The following is a 14822-nucleotide window of genomic DNA, read 5'->3' as shown; positions in this document are numbered from 1 at the left end:
CGGACGGAGCGGTCGGAGCGGTCAGGCGGCCGGAGCGGTCAGCGGGTCGTCCAGGACGGGCTGCCACGCCAGCTCGGCCGCGCCCACCAGGCTGTTGTGGTCCAGGGTGCAGGCCAGGATCGGCACCACACCGCTGCGGCCCCACAGGCTGCGGTCGGCGACGACGGCACGCAGCCGGTCGGGGTCGGCGTCCAGCAGGCTGCGGTGGAGTCCGCCGAGGATGATGCGGTCCGGGTTGAGGATGTTGACGAGGCCCGCGAGCCCGAGGCCGAGCCGGTCGATGAGCGCCTCGGTCGCACGGCGCACGGACGGATCGGCGTACTCGTCGCGGATCAGTTCGTTGGACTGCTGGAGCAGCGACACCTCGGGGCCGGGTGCACGTCCCGCGGCGGTGAGGAAGGCCAGTGGGTCGGCCTCGACGTCGAGGCAGCCGCGGCTTCCGCAGTAGCAGGGGCGCCCCTCGGGATTCACGGTGAGGTGACCCACTTCGAGGGCGAGCCCCGAACTGCCGGTGTGCAGGCGGCCGTCGAGCACGAGCGCGCCGCCGACGCCGCGGTGTCCGGTGGCCACGCACAGCAGGTCGCGGGCGCCGCGGCCCGCTCCGTGCCGGTGTTCGGCGAGCGCGGCGAGGTTGACGTCGTTGGCGGCGAACGCGGGTCCCTCGATGCCCGCCGCGCGCACCCGCTCGGCGAAGATCTGCCGGACCGGGGCTCCGGCGGGCCACGCGAGGTGCAGCGGGTTGAGGGCGAGTCCCTCGGGTTCGGCGACGGCGGAGGGCACCGCGAGTCCCGCGCCGACGCAGCGGCGGCCGGTCGCCCGGAGCAGGTCGGCGCCGGCCTCGACGACCGAGCCGAGCACCTTCGCCGGGTCGGCGTCGACGGCCTCGCAGCCGGGCGCGGTGGCGACGATCCGGCCGCCGAGGCCGACCAGCGCGGCGCGGAACCCGTCGGCGTGCACCTGGGCGGCGAGCGCGACGGGCCCGTCCTCGGCGACCTCCAGGCGGTGCGAGGGGCGTCCCTGGGAGCCGGCGGCGGCACCGGGCCGGGCGTCGACGCGGATGAGCCCCAGCGCCTCCAGTTCGGCGGCCACCGCGCCCGCGGTCGCCCTCGTGACGCCGAGTTCGGCGGTGAGCACGGCACGCGTCGGCGCACGCCCGGTGTGCACGAGCTCCAGGGCCGGTCCGAGCGCCCCGCGCCCCCGGTCGAGCCGTGTCCGCGTGTTCCCGTCCCCCGCCGTCCGGGGGCCCGCCTTGCCGTTCATGAGGGTGAGTCTCCCATGATCCGCTCCCGCGGTGGCCCGGCCGGTCGGGTCGGCCCGTGCGGGGCGCGGGACCGGACCGCGCCGGACGTCGCGTCCGCTCCGCGCCGCGCCGCCCGTCCGCCAGGTGGCCGGCGCCACGGCGCGAGTACCGCTCAGAACCCGCCGGCCCGGAGCGTGACGTTCAGCCGTCCGGTCAGCCCCAACTCGGGCGGCGCCGTGCCGCCGTACACCCGTGGCACACCGTGGAACGCGAGCCGTGACGGGCCACCGAACACGAACAGGTCACCGCTGCGCAGCTCGACGTCCGTGTAGGGCCGCGTCCGGGACTCCGTGTTCCCGAACCGGAAGACGCAGGTGTCACCGAGACTGAGGGAGACCACCGGGGCGTCGGACGACTCGTCGCCGTCCTGGTGCATGCCCATACGGGCGTCGGCGTCGTAGAAGTTGATCAGCGCGATGTCGTACGCGGCCCCGCCGGCGCCGGGATCGCCGCCGAGGGCGTCCAGGGCCGCCGCGCGGGCCAGCTCGCCGAGTTCGTCGGGGAACGGCTTCACCGGGGAGCCGTCACCGTCGACGACCGTGCGGGCGTACCCGTACGGGTACCAGTGCCAGCCGAGGCAGACCTGCCGGGAGGTCATCATGCCGCCCCCGGGGGTCCGGACCCTGCGCAGGCCGGCGGGTGGCCGTGCCCAGGCGCGGCAGTCCTCCAGGAGCCGGCGCTGACGGTCCGCGTCCAGCCAGTCCGGGAGGTGGACCGCGCCGGGCGCGATCTCCCGACGGCTGCGGGGGAAGAGCTCCGCGTCCATCGACATGCCTCCATCCTCGCGCACCCCCGTCGACCTGTGTCGCTTAGCCTTGACCCACGATGACCGACCGTATGACCACCCCCTGGGGCGACCACGAGCTCGCCCGCTTTCCCGAGGACCCCCGCGATCCCCTGCGCGCGTGGGACGCCGCCGACACCTATCTGCTCCGGCACCTCGCGGAGAGCGGGACCGACCTGACGGGTTCGGTCGTGATCGTCGGCGACCGGTGGGGCGCGCTCACCACCGCGCTGTCCGACGCCGGGCCGACGCAGATCACCGACTCCCACCTGGCGCACCAGGCGACCAGGGCGAACCTGGCGCGGGCCGGTGCCGACGCGTCGCCGGTCCGGCTGCTCACCACCCAGGACCCGCCTCCGGGGCGGATCGACGTGCTGCTGGTCCGGGTGCCGAAGAGCCTCGCCCTGCTGGAGGACCAGCTGAACCGGCTGGCGCCCGCGGTGCACGAAGGGACCGTCGTGGTCGGCACCGGGATGGTCAAGGAGATCCACACCTCCACGCTCCGGCTGTTCGAGCGGATCCTCGGCCCCACCCGCACCTCGCTGGCCGAGAAGAAGGCCCGGCTCATCTTCTGCACCCCGCTGCCGGGGATCGCCCGGGAGGCGAACCCCTGGCCGTTGAGCTACCGGCTCCCCGAGGACATCGGGATCGTCTCGGGACGCACGGTCGTCAATCACGCGGGCGTGTTCTGCGCCGACCGTCTCGACATCGGCACCCGCTTCCTGCTCCAGCACCTGCCGCGCAGCCGGGGCCCGGAGCGGGTCGTCGACCTGGGCTGCGGGAACGGGGTGGTCGGTACGGCGCTGGCGCTGGCGAACCCGGAAGCCGACGTGCTCTTCGTCGACGAGTCGTACCAGGCGGTCGCGTCGGCGGAGGCGACGTACCGGGCGAACGCGGGCGGTACCGCCGAGTTCCGTGTCGCCGACGGTCTGGCGGGCGTCCCCGCCGGGAGCGTCGATCTCGTCGTGAACAACCCGCCGTTCCACTCCCACCAGGCGACGACGGACACGACCGCCCGGCGGATGTTCTCGGACGCCCGCGACGCGCTGCGGCCCGGCGGCGAGCTGTGGGTGGTCGGCAACCGCCACCTCGACTACCACCTGAAGCTGCGACGGCTCTTCGGCAACAGCGAACTGGTCGCCGGGGACGCGAAGTTCGTGATCCTGCGGGCCGTCAGGAAGGACGTCAGCCGGTAGCGCCGCGCAGGACCCGGGGCGGGGCGCCCAGTTCGCGCCTGCACGCCTTGTTGAACGCCTGGAGGTCGGGGATGCCGACGGCGGCGGCCACGGCCGGGATGGAGAGGGTCGAGGCGCGCAGCAGGTGGTGGGCCCGCTCGAGTCTGCGGCGGCGGATGTACGCGACGACGGTGCCGCCGGTCTCGGCGCGGAACAGCCGGGTGAGGTGGTTGTGGGAGACCCCCGCCGCGCGCGCGACCTCCGGGATGGTCAGCGGGGCAGCGAGACGGGCCTCGATGTGGGCGATGGCGGTGCCGACGGCGGGGTGCGGCCCGGGTCGTGCCGCAGCGGCGGGCGCGAGGTCGGCGACGCGCCACAGTGCGGCCCAGATCTCCGCCCGGGACCGGTCGGGCTGCGCCGGGGCGGCCGCGACCGCGCTCAGCAACAACGCCGACAGCAGCGGAAGTTCGGGGCCGGCGTCCTGCACGACGGGAACGGTCCGGGGCGGGCCGGTGGGGGTGATGCGCAGGTGCGCGTAGAGGTGCTCGGAGCGGCCCCGGTAGCGGAACCGGACCGTGGCGCCGGGCGGCACGAGGCTGACCCGGCCGGGCCGGACGACGTGCGCCGTGCCGTCGACGGTCAGCTCGGCCTCGTACTGGTAGAGGTGCAGCTGCCACAGCTCCGGCAGCCGGAACACGTCCGTGGCACTCGCGACACCATGCACGCCGACGCCGACACCGGCCACACCGGGCGGCTCACGGAGGTACAGCTCCGTCTCGCGCACGGGGGAAAAGTACCAGGGGTGGTCCGGACCGCCCGGGGCGGTGTCGGGCGTGGACCTCACCCGCACCGCCCGACGGTCGCCCGTTTCACCGCGTAAGGGGCGATCACGCATCGTGCGATGGCAGTCGACGCTGTTCCTCTCCGACCGAACCGGTGCACTTTCCGATCTCCGGTGAACATGGACTCGCGCGAACATAGGGTGAGTTCGCCCACTCATTGCAAAGTCCATGACAACTAGGGGAATCATGTCACGCCGTGCTGTCGTCATCGGGGGGAGCGTGGCCGGGATGCTCGCCGCCGCGGCCCTGTCCAGGTCCGTGGACGAGGTGATCGTCGTCGACCGGGACGAACTCCCGGACGGGCCACGGCCGCGCAGGCGACTCCCGCAGGCCCGGCACGCGCACATTCTGCTGCCCAGCGGCCGCGCGGCCATCGAGGAACTCCTTCCCGGAGCCGACATCCGCAAGAGGCTGCTCGCGGCGGGCGCCCGCGAGCAGTCCCTCACCGGCATGCTGGGCCTCGGCCCGCAGGGCTGGTTCCGGCGCTGGCCGCAGGTGACCGACGAGCTGCTGTTGACCTGCTGCAGCCGCGACCTGCTCGACTGGACGGTCCGCGACGCCGTTCTGAGCACCACCGGGGTCACGGTGCGCCAAGGCGAAGCGGTGGCGCTGCTGGGCGACGCCGGGCGCGTCACGGGGATACGCGTGGTGGCGGGCGCCGGCGAGGAGGACCTCGACGCCGACCTCGTCGTCGACGCGAGCGGCCGGGGATCACGGGCCGAGCAGTGGCTCGAGACGCTCGGGGTGACGGGCACACCCAGCGACGACGTCGACTCGGGTCTCGTCTACGCCAGCCGTGTCTTCCGTATCCCGCCGGGTGCGGAGACCATCCCGTTGACGCAGGTCGGAGCCGACCCCGTCGACAACCTGCCGGGACGCTCGGGGAACCTCGTGCCGATCGAGGACAACCGCTGGCTGGTCAGTCTCGGAGGCACCCGGGGCGGCGAACCGACCACGGATCCCGAGGAGTTCACGCGCTTCGCCCTGGAGCTGCGGCATCCGCTCATCGGGCAGCTCATCTCGCGCGCCGAACCCCTGGGCGAGGTGTCCCTCAGCCGCAGTACCCGCAACCGGCGCCGTAGCTTCGAGAAGGCTGCGCTGCCCGAGGGTCTGGTCGTTCTCGGCGATGCCGTCGCGACGTACAACCCCGTCTACGGACAGGGCATGTCCGTCGCCGCGCTCGGCGCGCTGGCCCTGAGTCACCGGCTGCGGGACGGCGACGTCACCGCGCCCGGGTTCGCCCGCGGAGTCCAGCGCGACGCCGCCCGGTCCGTCGGGGCCGCCTACGCGTTGAGCACCTCGCAGGACCAGTGGTTCCCGGACGTCGTGGGCAAGGCTCCGACGTTCGTGGACCGGATCCTCAGCCGCTACATGGGGCGGATGGCGCGCGTGGCCACCACCTCGTACGAGGTGTCCGCCGCCATGTGCGCGGTCACCACGCTGCAGGCCGACGCGAGCCGTCTCGTCCATCCGCGTCTTCTGCTCGCCACCCTCAAGGGACCGGTCCTGGAGCCTCTGTCGGGACCGCCGCTGACGCCCGAGGAGAGCGCCTTCCTCGACGGCGCCGACACCTCCGGCGCCTGACGGCGAGGCGCCGTGCCGGGTTCCCGACGCGGCGCCTCCCGCCCGGACCCCTGCGAACCGCCGGTCGGACCGGGCCGGTTCAGGGCTGCCGCACCGCGGTCCTGCGTGACTGGACCGCCGCGTCGACGATGGGGGTGCGCACCGCCCTGGACAGGCTCAGCAACGACGGCTGCCCCGTGTCCAGGGCCCCCGTCCCCGCGCCGGACGGCCTCATGAAGGCGCTCACGGACACCACCACGTCGATGTCGCCGACCGTGATGCCGACCGTGCCGGTCTCCGCGGCGCGCGACGGGGCCTCGGCCAGCGCGGCGACGGCGACCATCGCGGCCATGCCGATGACCTCGGCGTCGGCGGCACGGAGTCCGGCGGCGAGCGCCTCCCGGTAGGCCCGCCGCCTGACCTGGTCGTCGAGTTGACCGGCGAGCCGCTTGAGACCGTCCCGGATGGCCGTCTCCCGGGCGGTGAGCCGCAGATCGACGTCGCCGACGGTCCGCCACGACAGGGGCGCGACAAAGCGCCGGCCACCGGTGGGTCCGGCCAGCAGCCGGAACAGCGGGCGCAGTCGTACGAAGGTGATGGCCGAGTCGACGCGCGGTCCGACGACGGGCAGGATGTAGCCGGCCGACACCAGGCACGCGCCGACCGCGACCAGGGGTGCGACGCTGGTGCTGAGTCCGTCCCAACGGTGTCCGAGCCAATGAGCCGTCAGCGCCACGAACTTGACGACACCGTAGGCACTGGTGAAGAGCCAGCCCACGACGAGCAGGGCCAACGACCTGCGGGCCCACCGTCTGACCTGCCGGGTCCAGCGCCAGCACAGCACGGTCGTCGTCACTGCGGCCACCAGATGGGCCGCCAGGTAGAGCACGATCATCTCGCGGATGAACGGCGTCGCGGCGTAGTAGGTGTCGAAGTCCGCGCGGCGCTCGACGGGGGTGTCGCCCAGCGCGAACAGCACGCCCTGGGCCGCGATCACCCCCAGATAACTGAACAGCCAGGCCCGGGCGGTGCGACGGACGCGGACCGGGTCGGTACCCCGCCAGTGCACGATGAGGATGAGGGACGCCGCGCTGAAGGCGGTCACCGTCGCATAGGCAAGCGGCGCGGCGACGTTGGGTATCCCCGTCAGCCCGTTGACCAGGGCCACGGTGGGCGGCGCGCCGAGCACGAAGCAGAGTCCCGACAGGAAGATGACGGCGCAGAAGGACTGCTTGAGAGGGTCTCCCCTGTGACGCCACAGGTCGGGCAGTTGAGCCGCCAGTCCCGTCCAGAGGACGGCGGCGGCGAAGTAGTAGATCAGTCCGCTCACGTCAGCCCACAGACCCTGGCCGTGCGGAACCTTCGCGCGCCCCGCGATCCAACGCACACCCGGCCGGGGCCGGTTCACCGCCGCCACCGGCGCACGGGCGTCCCGCGCACCGCTCCGAGGTGCGGAAACCAGCCACGCGCCCGCCGTTCGACGCCGCGGTCACGCGCCGGGCCCGGTGTCGGCTCGGACCTCTACGAATCACCGCCAACTCCTGCTCCTCGCGTCAACGGGGCATCGGGACGCCTGCCCGGAAGGCCTCCGGAAGGGTGCCTCACGCGCGAGCCTGCCGTGCCCTTTCGGCCTTCTCTCATACTTGTTCACACTAGCCACGTTGTCACCCGTGCGAACGGTCGCCTGCGGAACTCGGTCCGGCCCGGGGACGGGAAAGGGCCTCCCGCGCGGCTCGTGGTGATCGTCACCCGAGCGGCGGGAGGCCCTGCTTCGCGGTCGTCGCCCGTCAGGACGACGTGCTTCGGCTACCGATCGGTGGCACCTCGCAGCACGCCGATGAGTCCGGCCACCGTCCGCGCCATGGCCTCCCGCCCCACACTGAGGTACTTCCGCGAGTCCACGGCCTCGGGATGCGCGGCGAGGAACTCCCGGACGGCGGCGGTCATCGCGATGTTCAGGGCGGTGCCGACGTTGACCTTGGCGATGCCGCCCTCGACGGCCGCCCGCAGTTCACCGTCCGGCACCCCCGACGATCCGTGCAGGACGAGCGGGACGCCAAGCGACGCGCTCAACCGCTTGAGCAGGCCGTGGTCGAGAGCGGCCGTGCGGGTGGTCATCGCGTGCGAACTGCCGATGGCCACCGCGAGGGCGTCCACCCCCGAGTCGCCGACGAAGGCGCGGGCCTCGCCGGGCTCCGTACGGGCGCCGGGCGCGTGAGCGTCGCGCGGCGGTTCACCGTTCTTTCCGCCGACCTCACCCAACTCGGCCTCGATCCACAGCCCTTGGGCGTGGGCCCAGTCGGCGGCGGCGCGGGTCGCGGTGAGGTTCTCCTCGTACGGCAGGCGGGAGGCGTCGTACATCACGGAGCTGAATCCCGCGCCGGCCGCCTGCCGCAACAGGTCGTCGCTCTGCACGTGGTCGAGGTGCAACGCGACCGGAACCGCGGCGCGTTCGGCGGCGGCGCTGGCCGCCCGGGCCAGTGGGAGCAGCCGGCCGTAGCGGTAGGTGACGACGTTCTCGCTGACCTGGAGGACGACGGGCGCGCCGGCCGACTCGGCTCCCGCGATGACGGCCTCGACGTGTTCCAGGGTGATGACGTTGAACGCGGCGACGGCGGTCCGCGCCGCCGCGGCCCGGGCGACCAGCTCACCGGTAGCTGCGAGGGGCACAACTCCTCCTTCTCTATGGATGGGTGAGCGGGCGTCAGTTGCTGAGGATCACCGAGCGGGTGAGGTGGCGCGGCTGGTCGGGGTCGAGGCCCTTGGCGGCGGCGACGGCCACGGCGAGGCGCTGGGCGCGGACGAGTTCGGCGAGCGGGTCGAGTCCACCGCCGACCCACAGCGCGCCGGTCTCGCGGACCTGTTCGGCCAGCCCGTCGGGGGCCTCGCCGAACATCCAGGTGGCGGTGCCGCGGGTGGTGACGCTGATGGGGCCGTGGCGGTACTCCATGGCCGGGTAGGCCTCGGTCCAGGCGAGGGACGCCTCCCGCATCTTGAGCCCGGCCTCGTTCGCGAGGCCCACGGTCCAGCCGCGGCCGAGGAAGGTGAACTGGGCGCAGTCGACGAGCCCTTCGGGCAACGGCGTCTCCAGCGCGGTGCGCGCGTCGGCCACGACGGCGTCCGTGTGCAGACCGAGGTGGGCCCGGAGCAGGGTGAGCGCGGTCGTGGCGAACCGTGTCTGCACGACGGACCGCTCGTCGGCGAAGTCGAGCACGACGATGTCGTCGGCCGCCTCCATCACCGGGGTGTGCGGGTCGGCGGTGACGGCCGTCGTCCGGGTGTGTCCGCGCAGGCGTCCGAGGAGCTCCAGCACCTCGGTGGTCGTCCCGGAACGGGTGAGGGCGACCACGCGGTCGTACGAGCGGCCCTGCGGGTACTCCGAGGCGGCGAAGGCGTCCGTCTCGCCCTGCCCGGACCCTTCGCGCAGCGCGGCCACGGCCTGCGCCATGAAGAAGGAGGTGCCGCAGCCCACGATGGCGACCCGCTCCCCCGCCGCGGGCAGCGCGGCCCCGTGTCCGGCGGCCTCTTCGGCGGCGCGGATCCAGCACTCGGGCTGACTGCTCAGCTCGTCCTCGACATGGGTCATGCGGTACCCCTCCCACAGATGCTTGTTCTTGCAAGATATAGCGAGTTTTCGAGCACAATCAAGCATTCGAGGTGAGGTGGGGTGCGCTAGGGTCGCGGAGGAACGAGCAAGGGAGAGGCGGATGTCGCGCGACGCCCGTTGGAAGACGCTGCTGGACCTGCTGGTGGAGCGGGGCCGCCTCGACGTCGAGGAGGCCGCGACCCGGCTGGAGGTGTCGGCGGCGACCATCCGGCGCGACTTCGACCAGCTCGCGGAACAGCAGATGCTCGTACGCACCCGGGGCGGCGCGGTCGTCCACGGGGTCTCGTACGAACTGCCCCTGCGCTACAAGACGGCCCGGCACGCCTCCGAGAAGGAGCGTGTCGCCAAGGCGGTGGCCGGCCTCGTCGCTCCGGGCGAGGCCGTCGGGCTGACCGGCGGCACGACCACGACCGAGGTGGCCCGCGCCCTGGCGGTACGTCCGGATCTGGCGTCGGGCTCCCCCGCGCTCACCGTCGTCACGAACGCCCTGAACATCGCGAACGAACTGGCGGTGCGCCCCCAGTTCAAGATCGTGGTCACGGGCGGTGTGGCCAGACCCCAGTCCTACGAACTCATCGGGCCTCTCGCCGACGGTGTGCTCGGGCAGATCACCCTCGATGTCGCGGTGCTCGGCGTGGTCGCCTTCGACGCCGTCCACGGTGCCGCCGCGCACGACGAGGCCGAGGCCGCGATCAACCGCCTGCTGTGCGAACGCGCGGAGCGCGTGATCGTCGCCGCCGACTCCAGCAAGCTCGGCCGGCGCGCGTTCGCCCGCATCTGCGCGGCCGAGGCGGTGGGCACGCTGGTCACCGACGCCTCGGTGGCTCCGGCGACGGTGCGCCAGTTCGAGGAGGCGGGCGTCGAGGTCGTCACGGTCTGACGTACGGGACCGCCACCGCCTCGCCCGACCCGACGCCCCGGCCTCCGCCGGCACTCCGGAGACGCGGGACGCGCACCCGGACGGTCCGCGCCGCGCCCGCGTGCGGAGGCAGCCTCGGCACGAAGGCCTCGGCGCCCCCGCTCCGATGGTCCTGTTCCCGGGCCGCCTGGTCAGTCCGCCGGGGGGCCGGCGCCGGGCCGGGCGCGCCCCGAGGCGCGCAGGTTGCCCACCGTCTTGAGCAGCCGGTCGGCCGGGTCGCGCAGCTCGGGATGGGCGAGAACCGTGTTCCGCAGGCCCCGCACGGGCCGGCGCCACAGCCGGTGCGCCGCCGCCACCGGGTGGGGGCGGTGGGCGAAGCCCTCGGCCACGCGCAGCTCGCGGGTCTTCAGCCAGTCCTTGTACTCCTTGTCCCCGCGCCCCAGGTCCAGGACGCTGACGCCGTTCCGGCCGGCCGCCTCGGCGGTCCGCAGGTGCATCATCAGGCCGGGCGAATAGCGGTGGAACTCGGGGTCGTACGCCGTGAACCAGGCCGCGAGGACACTGCGGGACCTCGGTCCGAAGTGGGCGGCGACCGGCCGGTCCCCGGCGTAGAGGACGGACAGCACACCGGTGAAGTGCTCCTCGCGGACGTCGAAGAGATGGTCCACCAGGTCCACGATCCAGGGGCGTGCGAACCGGTCCATCCGTCCGGTCCTGCGGTACTGGGCGGACTTCCAGCGCATGAGCGTGCGCAGCATCCGGGGGTCGCGCTCGTCGAAGACGAACCGCACCTCGCCCACGTCGCGGGCGAGCCGCCGTTCCTTCTTCAAGGTCGTCTTGGCCTGGCCCGGGTACGCGCTGCGCAGCCACTCCGGATAGCCGCTGTCCCCCGGCTTCAGATCGACGACCGGGGAGGCGAACGTTCCCGTGACGAACCGGCCGAACGGCTTCTGCTCCTCGACGAGATGATCGAACTCGAAGACGGACAACCCGCAGGCGCGCAGCACCTCCTGGACGTCCCACGTGATCCCCGGTCGGTGCACCAGGGCCTGGCAGTCGGAGAGTCCGAGGCCGACGGCTCTGCCGGCGCCGAGGACGTTGCGCTCGTAGGGCAGGAAGCCGACGGGCTCCCCTCCCTCGTGCAGGACGGCGACCTGGGCGCCCTTCCGGAACCTGCCGACCCCGGTCGCGAACTCCGGTGCCAGGAAAGGATTCGCGTACTCGGGCGACTCGTCCATCGCCCGGTGCCAGGCCTCGCGCAGCGGGACGCTCAGGCCGTCGAGTCTGTGGTTCGTGATCTCCACCTCAGATCAACCGCCCTTCCGTGGGTGCTGCGAGAGACGTGCCGGTCACAACACAGGCCGTCGGGGCGTGTGGATCTTCGTTGATGGATCGCATGGGCGACAGCTCCCCCCATGACGCGCTGTCCGCGTCCTGCCACTTTTCCGATGTCCGCCGATCCGCGCCGCACTGCGCCTCGCCCCCCGGTCGAGCGCCGAGATCCGAATGCGATCGGCAGGGCTCAAACGTCGCGAAACAGTACGCACGCTGTCAAGGGTGCCTACCACAACGAAAGGGTCCAGGACGGAAGGCGAGGACCTTCCGCACCCGGCGACCCGACGTCACGGGTACACCGGCGGGCCGCCGGAGCGCCGGCCGGCGGGTTCACGAACGCCGGCCGGAGTCCCGGGTTCCGCCCGGGTGGACACCGCGTGAACGATCACCCCGAGGGGGCGGGTTAGCATATGAGCGCCACCTAGCTCGAAAGATGATTCTGTGACTGTCAACGACGACGCGTTCACCAACTGGAAGACTCGCGAAGAGATAGCGGAGTCGATGATCCCGATCATCGGCCGGCTGCACCGGGAGCAGGACGTCACGATCCTCCTGCACAGCCGCTCCCTGGTGAACAAGTCAGTGGTCAGCATCCTCAAGACCCACCGCTTCGCCCGGCAGATCGCCGGGGAGGAGCTCTCGGTCACCGACACGCTGCCGTTCCTGCGGACGCTCAGCACGCTCGACCTCGGCCCCTCGCAGATCGACCTCGGGATGCTCGCGGCGACCTACCGGGCGGACGAGCGCGGCCTGTCCGTCGAGGAGTTCACCGCCGAGGCGGTCTCCGGCGCCACGGGCGACAACAAGATCGAGCGCCGCGAGGGCCGCGACGTCGTCCTCTACGGCTTCGGCCGGATCGGCCGGCTCCTCGCCCGCCTGCTCATCGAGAAGACCGGCTCCGGCAACGGGCTGCGGCTGCGTGCCGTCGTCGTGCGCCGCGGCGGCGCCCAGGACATCGTCAAGCGCGCCTCGCTGCTGCGCCGCGACTCCATCCACGGCCAGTTCCAGGGCACGATCACCGTCGACGAGGCGAACAGCACGATCATCGCCAACGGCAACGAGATCAAGGTCATCTACGCCGACGACCCGTCCCAGGTGGACTACACGGCGTACGGCATCCGCGACGCCATCCTGATCGACAACACCGGCAAGTGGCGCGACCGCGAGGGCCTCTCGAACCACCTGCGTCCCGGCATCGACAAGGTCGTGCTGACCGCGCCCGGCAAGGGCGACGTCCCGAACATCGTGCACGGCGTCAACCACGACATGATCAAGCCGGACGAGCAGATCCTGTCCTGCGCCTCCTGCACGACCAACGCGATCGTGCCGCCGCTGAAGGCGATGGCGGACGAGTACGGCGTCCTGCGCGGCCACGTGGAGACGGTCCACTCGTTCACCAACGACCAGAACCTGCTGGACAATTACCACAGCTCGGACCGACGGGGCCGCTCCGCGCCGCTCAACATGGTCATCACGGAGACCGGCGCCGCCTCGGCGGTCGCCAAGGCACTGCCCGACCTCGACGCCCCGATCACCGGCAGCTCGATCCGCGTGCCGGTTCCGGACGTGTCGATCGCGATCCTGAGCCTGCGCCTGGGCCGCGAGACGACCCGCGAGGAGGTCCTCGACCACCTCCGTGACGTCTCGCTGACCTCGCCGCTCAAGCGCCAGATCGACTTCACCAACGCGCCCGACGCGGTGTCGAGCGACTTCATCGGCTCGCGTCACGCCTCGATCGTCGACGCGGGCGCCACCAAGGTGGACGGCGACAACGCGATCCTCTACCTCTGGTACGACAACGAGTTCGGCTACTCCTGCCAGGTCATCCGCGTGGTGCAGCACGTGTCCGGGGTGGAGTACCCGACGTACCCGGCTCCGGCGGCCTGACCCCGCCGGCGGGACCGCGGTTCGCCGTCCGGACAGGTGGGACGGCGAACCGCGGACTTCCGGGCGCGGGGAGCGGGAGCCCGTGCTCCGTCCAAGGCCCCCTGATCCGCGGAACGGCGTCCGCGGACCGCGGCACGGAGTGCCGTCTCCGTCGCCGCCCCTCTTCTTCCCTTGCTCTCGGCGGAGCACCGGCCTAACGTGAGTTTGTGCCGCTAATAAACAAAACCCGTCCGCACAGTGTCGTGCCGGATCCCACCCTCACCGGCCTCCGCGTCGCGATCACCACGTTCTTCGCCCTCGACGGATTCGTCTTCGCCGGATGGGTCGTACGGATTCCCGCCGTGAAGGAGCAGACCGGCGCCTCGGCCAGTGCGCTCGGCCTCGCCCTGCTCGGTGTCTCCGCCGGGGCCGTCGTGACGATGGTCTTCACCGGGCAGCTCTGCCGGCGTTACGGCAGCCGCCCCGTCACCCTCGCCTGCGCCGTCCTGCTCTGCCTCAGCGTCGTCCTGCCGCCGCTGACCCACTCGGCGGCCGCACTGGCCGCCGTGCTCCTCGTGTTCGGCATGGCCTACGGCGGGATCAACGTCGCCATGAACAGCGCGGCCGTCGATCTCGTGGCGGCGCTGCGGCGCCCGGTGATGCCCAGCTTCCACGCCGCGTTCAGCCTGGGCGGCATGATCGGGGCGGGACTCGGCGGGCTGGTCGCCGCCCATCTGTCCCCGACGCGCCACCTGCTGGCCCTCGCCCTCATCGGCCTGCTCGTGATCGCCCTCGCCGGGCCCGCCCTGCTGCGCCACGACATGCCCGTCCCTCCGGACCGGCCCCGGAGCGACGACAGGGCGGCCCCCCGGCGCCTGGAAGGCCGCACCCGGGGCCTCGTCGTCGTGTTCGGCCTCATCGCCCTGTGCACGGCGTACGGCGAGGGCGCGCTCGCGGACTGGGGCGCGCTCCACCTGGAGCAGGACCTGGAGGCCCACCCGGGGATCGCGGCCGCCGGCTACTCCTGCTTCGCCCTCGCCATGACGATCGGCCGGCTGAGCGGGACGACGCTGCTCGAACGGCTCGGCCGCACCCGCACGCTCGTGGCGGGCGGCACGACGGCCGCGCTCGGCATGCTGCTCGGCGCGCTCGCCCCCTCCGTAGGGGTGGCGCTGCTCGGCTTCGCCGTCACCGGCCTGGGCCTCGCCAACATCTTCCCCGTCGCGATCGAACGGGCCGGCGCCCTCGCCGGGGCGAGCGGTATCGCCGTCGCCTCCACCCTCGGCTACGGGGGCATGCTGCTCGGACCGCCCGCGATCGGATTCATGGCCGACTGGTACTCCCTGCCGACGGCGCTGACCAGTGTCGCCGTGCTCGCCGCGGTGGCCGCGCTGATCGGATTCGCCACGCGCCGGGCCGCCACGGGGTGAACACCCCCGCAGCCGGGCCTTCCCGACGCGGCACCCCGCCGCATGTCCTCCACCGCCTCCC

12 protein-coding genes are annotated in these 14822 nt (G+C 72.7%); 5 read left to right on the top strand and 7 right to left on the bottom strand.

The genetic code is table 11. The features are described from left to right. Positions 1 to 21: 21 nt before the first annotated feature. A complete protein-coding gene (locus tag OG406_RS34615) occupies positions 22 to 1260 on the bottom strand; it encodes an ROK family protein (protein WP_266611199.1) in 1239 nt (412 codons plus the stop codon). Positions 1261 to 1412: 152 nt separating this feature from the next. Next, positions 1413 to 2066, bottom strand: coding sequence for an alpha-ketoglutarate-dependent dioxygenase AlkB family protein (locus tag OG406_RS34610; protein ID WP_329191072.1), 654 nt, complete (start codon positions 2064 to 2066; stop codon positions 1413 to 1415). A 59-nt stretch (positions 2067 to 2125) separates the two neighbouring features. Here OG406_RS34610 and OG406_RS34605 point away from each other — a divergent pair, with 59 nt between their 5' ends. Further along, entirely contained in the window at positions 2126 to 3280 is a 1155-nt protein-coding gene (locus OG406_RS34605) for a methyltransferase (protein ID WP_329189591.1), read from the top strand. Here OG406_RS34605 and OG406_RS34600 read toward each other — a convergent pair. Then, positions 3270 to 4043 carry an AraC family transcriptional regulator gene (locus OG406_RS34600; protein ID WP_267052391.1) on the bottom strand — a complete coding sequence of 258 codons (774 nt, stop codon included), beginning with the start codon at positions 4041 to 4043 and terminating at the stop codon, positions 3270 to 3272. The genes OG406_RS34605 and OG406_RS34600 overlap by 11 nt on opposite strands. A 244-nt stretch (positions 4044 to 4287) precedes the next feature. On the opposite strand from OG406_RS34600, the gene OG406_RS34595 reads away from it, so the two are divergent. Beyond that, the gene (locus OG406_RS34595; protein ID WP_329189588.1) at positions 4288 to 5685 is read left to right on the top strand and encodes an FAD-dependent oxidoreductase; all 1398 of its coding nucleotides are present in this window, start codon (positions 4288 to 4290) and stop codon (positions 5683 to 5685) included. Positions 5686 to 5764: 79 nt separating this feature from the next. On the opposite strand, the gene OG406_RS34590 is transcribed toward OG406_RS34595, so the two are convergent. The 3 genes from OG406_RS34590 to OG406_RS34580 form a co-directional block, all read right to left on the bottom strand. Next, the gene (locus tag OG406_RS34590; RefSeq protein ID WP_329189586.1) at positions 5765 to 6994 is read right to left on the bottom strand and encodes an MAB_1171c family putative transporter; all 1230 of its coding nucleotides are present in this window, start codon (positions 6992 to 6994) and stop codon (positions 5765 to 5767) included. A gap of 476 nt (positions 6995 to 7470) precedes the next feature. Then, a complete protein-coding gene (locus tag OG406_RS34585; protein ID WP_329189584.1) occupies positions 7471 to 8334 on the bottom strand; it encodes a class II fructose-bisphosphate aldolase in 864 nt (287 codons plus the stop codon). A 34-nt stretch (positions 8335 to 8368) separates the two neighbouring features. Then, a complete protein-coding gene (locus OG406_RS34580) occupies positions 8369 to 9250 on the bottom strand; it encodes an SIS domain-containing protein (RefSeq protein ID WP_267052388.1) in 882 nt (293 codons plus the stop codon). Between the two features lie 121 nt (positions 9251 to 9371). On the opposite strand from OG406_RS34580, the gene OG406_RS34575 reads away from it, so the two are divergent. Further along, the gene (locus OG406_RS34575) at positions 9372 to 10151 is read left to right on the top strand and encodes a DeoR/GlpR family DNA-binding transcription regulator (protein ID WP_164374459.1); all 780 of its coding nucleotides are present in this window, start codon (positions 9372 to 9374) and stop codon (positions 10149 to 10151) included. 170 nt (positions 10152 to 10321) lie between these two features. Here OG406_RS34575 and OG406_RS34570 read toward each other — a convergent pair whose 3' ends face one another. Beyond that, entirely contained in the window at positions 10322 to 11434 is a 1113-nt protein-coding gene (locus tag OG406_RS34570) for a GNAT family N-acetyltransferase (protein WP_329189582.1), read from the bottom strand. A 472-nt stretch (positions 11435 to 11906) separates the two neighbouring features. Between OG406_RS34570 and OG406_RS34565 the strand changes: the two genes are divergently transcribed. Together OG406_RS34565 and OG406_RS34560 are read left to right on the top strand one after the other, a co-directional pair. Beyond that, the gene (locus OG406_RS34565; RefSeq protein WP_164374461.1) at positions 11907 to 13352 is read left to right on the top strand and encodes a glyceraldehyde-3-phosphate dehydrogenase; all 1446 of its coding nucleotides are present in this window, start codon (positions 11907 to 11909) and stop codon (positions 13350 to 13352) included. A gap of 242 nt (positions 13353 to 13594) precedes the next feature. Next, positions 13595 to 14761, top strand: a complete 1167-nt coding sequence (locus OG406_RS34560) for an MFS transporter (protein WP_266853608.1) — start codon at positions 13595 to 13597, stop codon at positions 14759 to 14761. Positions 14762 to 14822 lie beyond the last annotated feature (61 nt).

Source organism: Streptomyces sp. NBC_01428 (assembly GCF_036231965.1).
Taxonomy (GTDB): domain Bacteria; phylum Actinomycetota; class Actinomycetes; order Streptomycetales; family Streptomycetaceae; genus Streptomyces.
Note: the sequence above shows the minus strand (reverse complement) of the source record. Positions and strands in the feature narration are given on the sequence as shown.

Bases quoted from the DNA above. Each gene is read 5' to 3' on its own strand.
- OG406_RS34615 (WP_266611199.1), bottom strand. From the start codon at position 1,260: ATGAACGGCAAGGCGGGCCCCCGGACGGCGGGGGACGGGAACACGCGG.
- OG406_RS34610 (WP_329191072.1), bottom strand. From the start codon at position 2,066: ATGGACGCGGAGCTCTTCCCCCGCAGCCGTCGGGAGATCGCGCCCGGC.
- OG406_RS34605 (WP_329189591.1), top strand. From the start codon at position 2,126: ATGACCGACCGTATGACCACCCCCTGGGGCGACCACGAGCTCGCCCGC.
- OG406_RS34595 (WP_329189588.1), top strand. From the start codon at position 4,288: ATGTCACGCCGTGCTGTCGTCATCGGGGGGAGCGTGGCCGGGATGCTC.
- OG406_RS34580 (WP_267052388.1), bottom strand. From the start codon at position 9,250: ATGACCCATGTCGAGGACGAGCTGAGCAGTCAGCCCGAGTGCTGGATC.
- OG406_RS34575 (WP_164374459.1), top strand. From the start codon at position 9,372: ATGTCGCGCGACGCCCGTTGGAAGACGCTGCTGGACCTGCTGGTGGAG.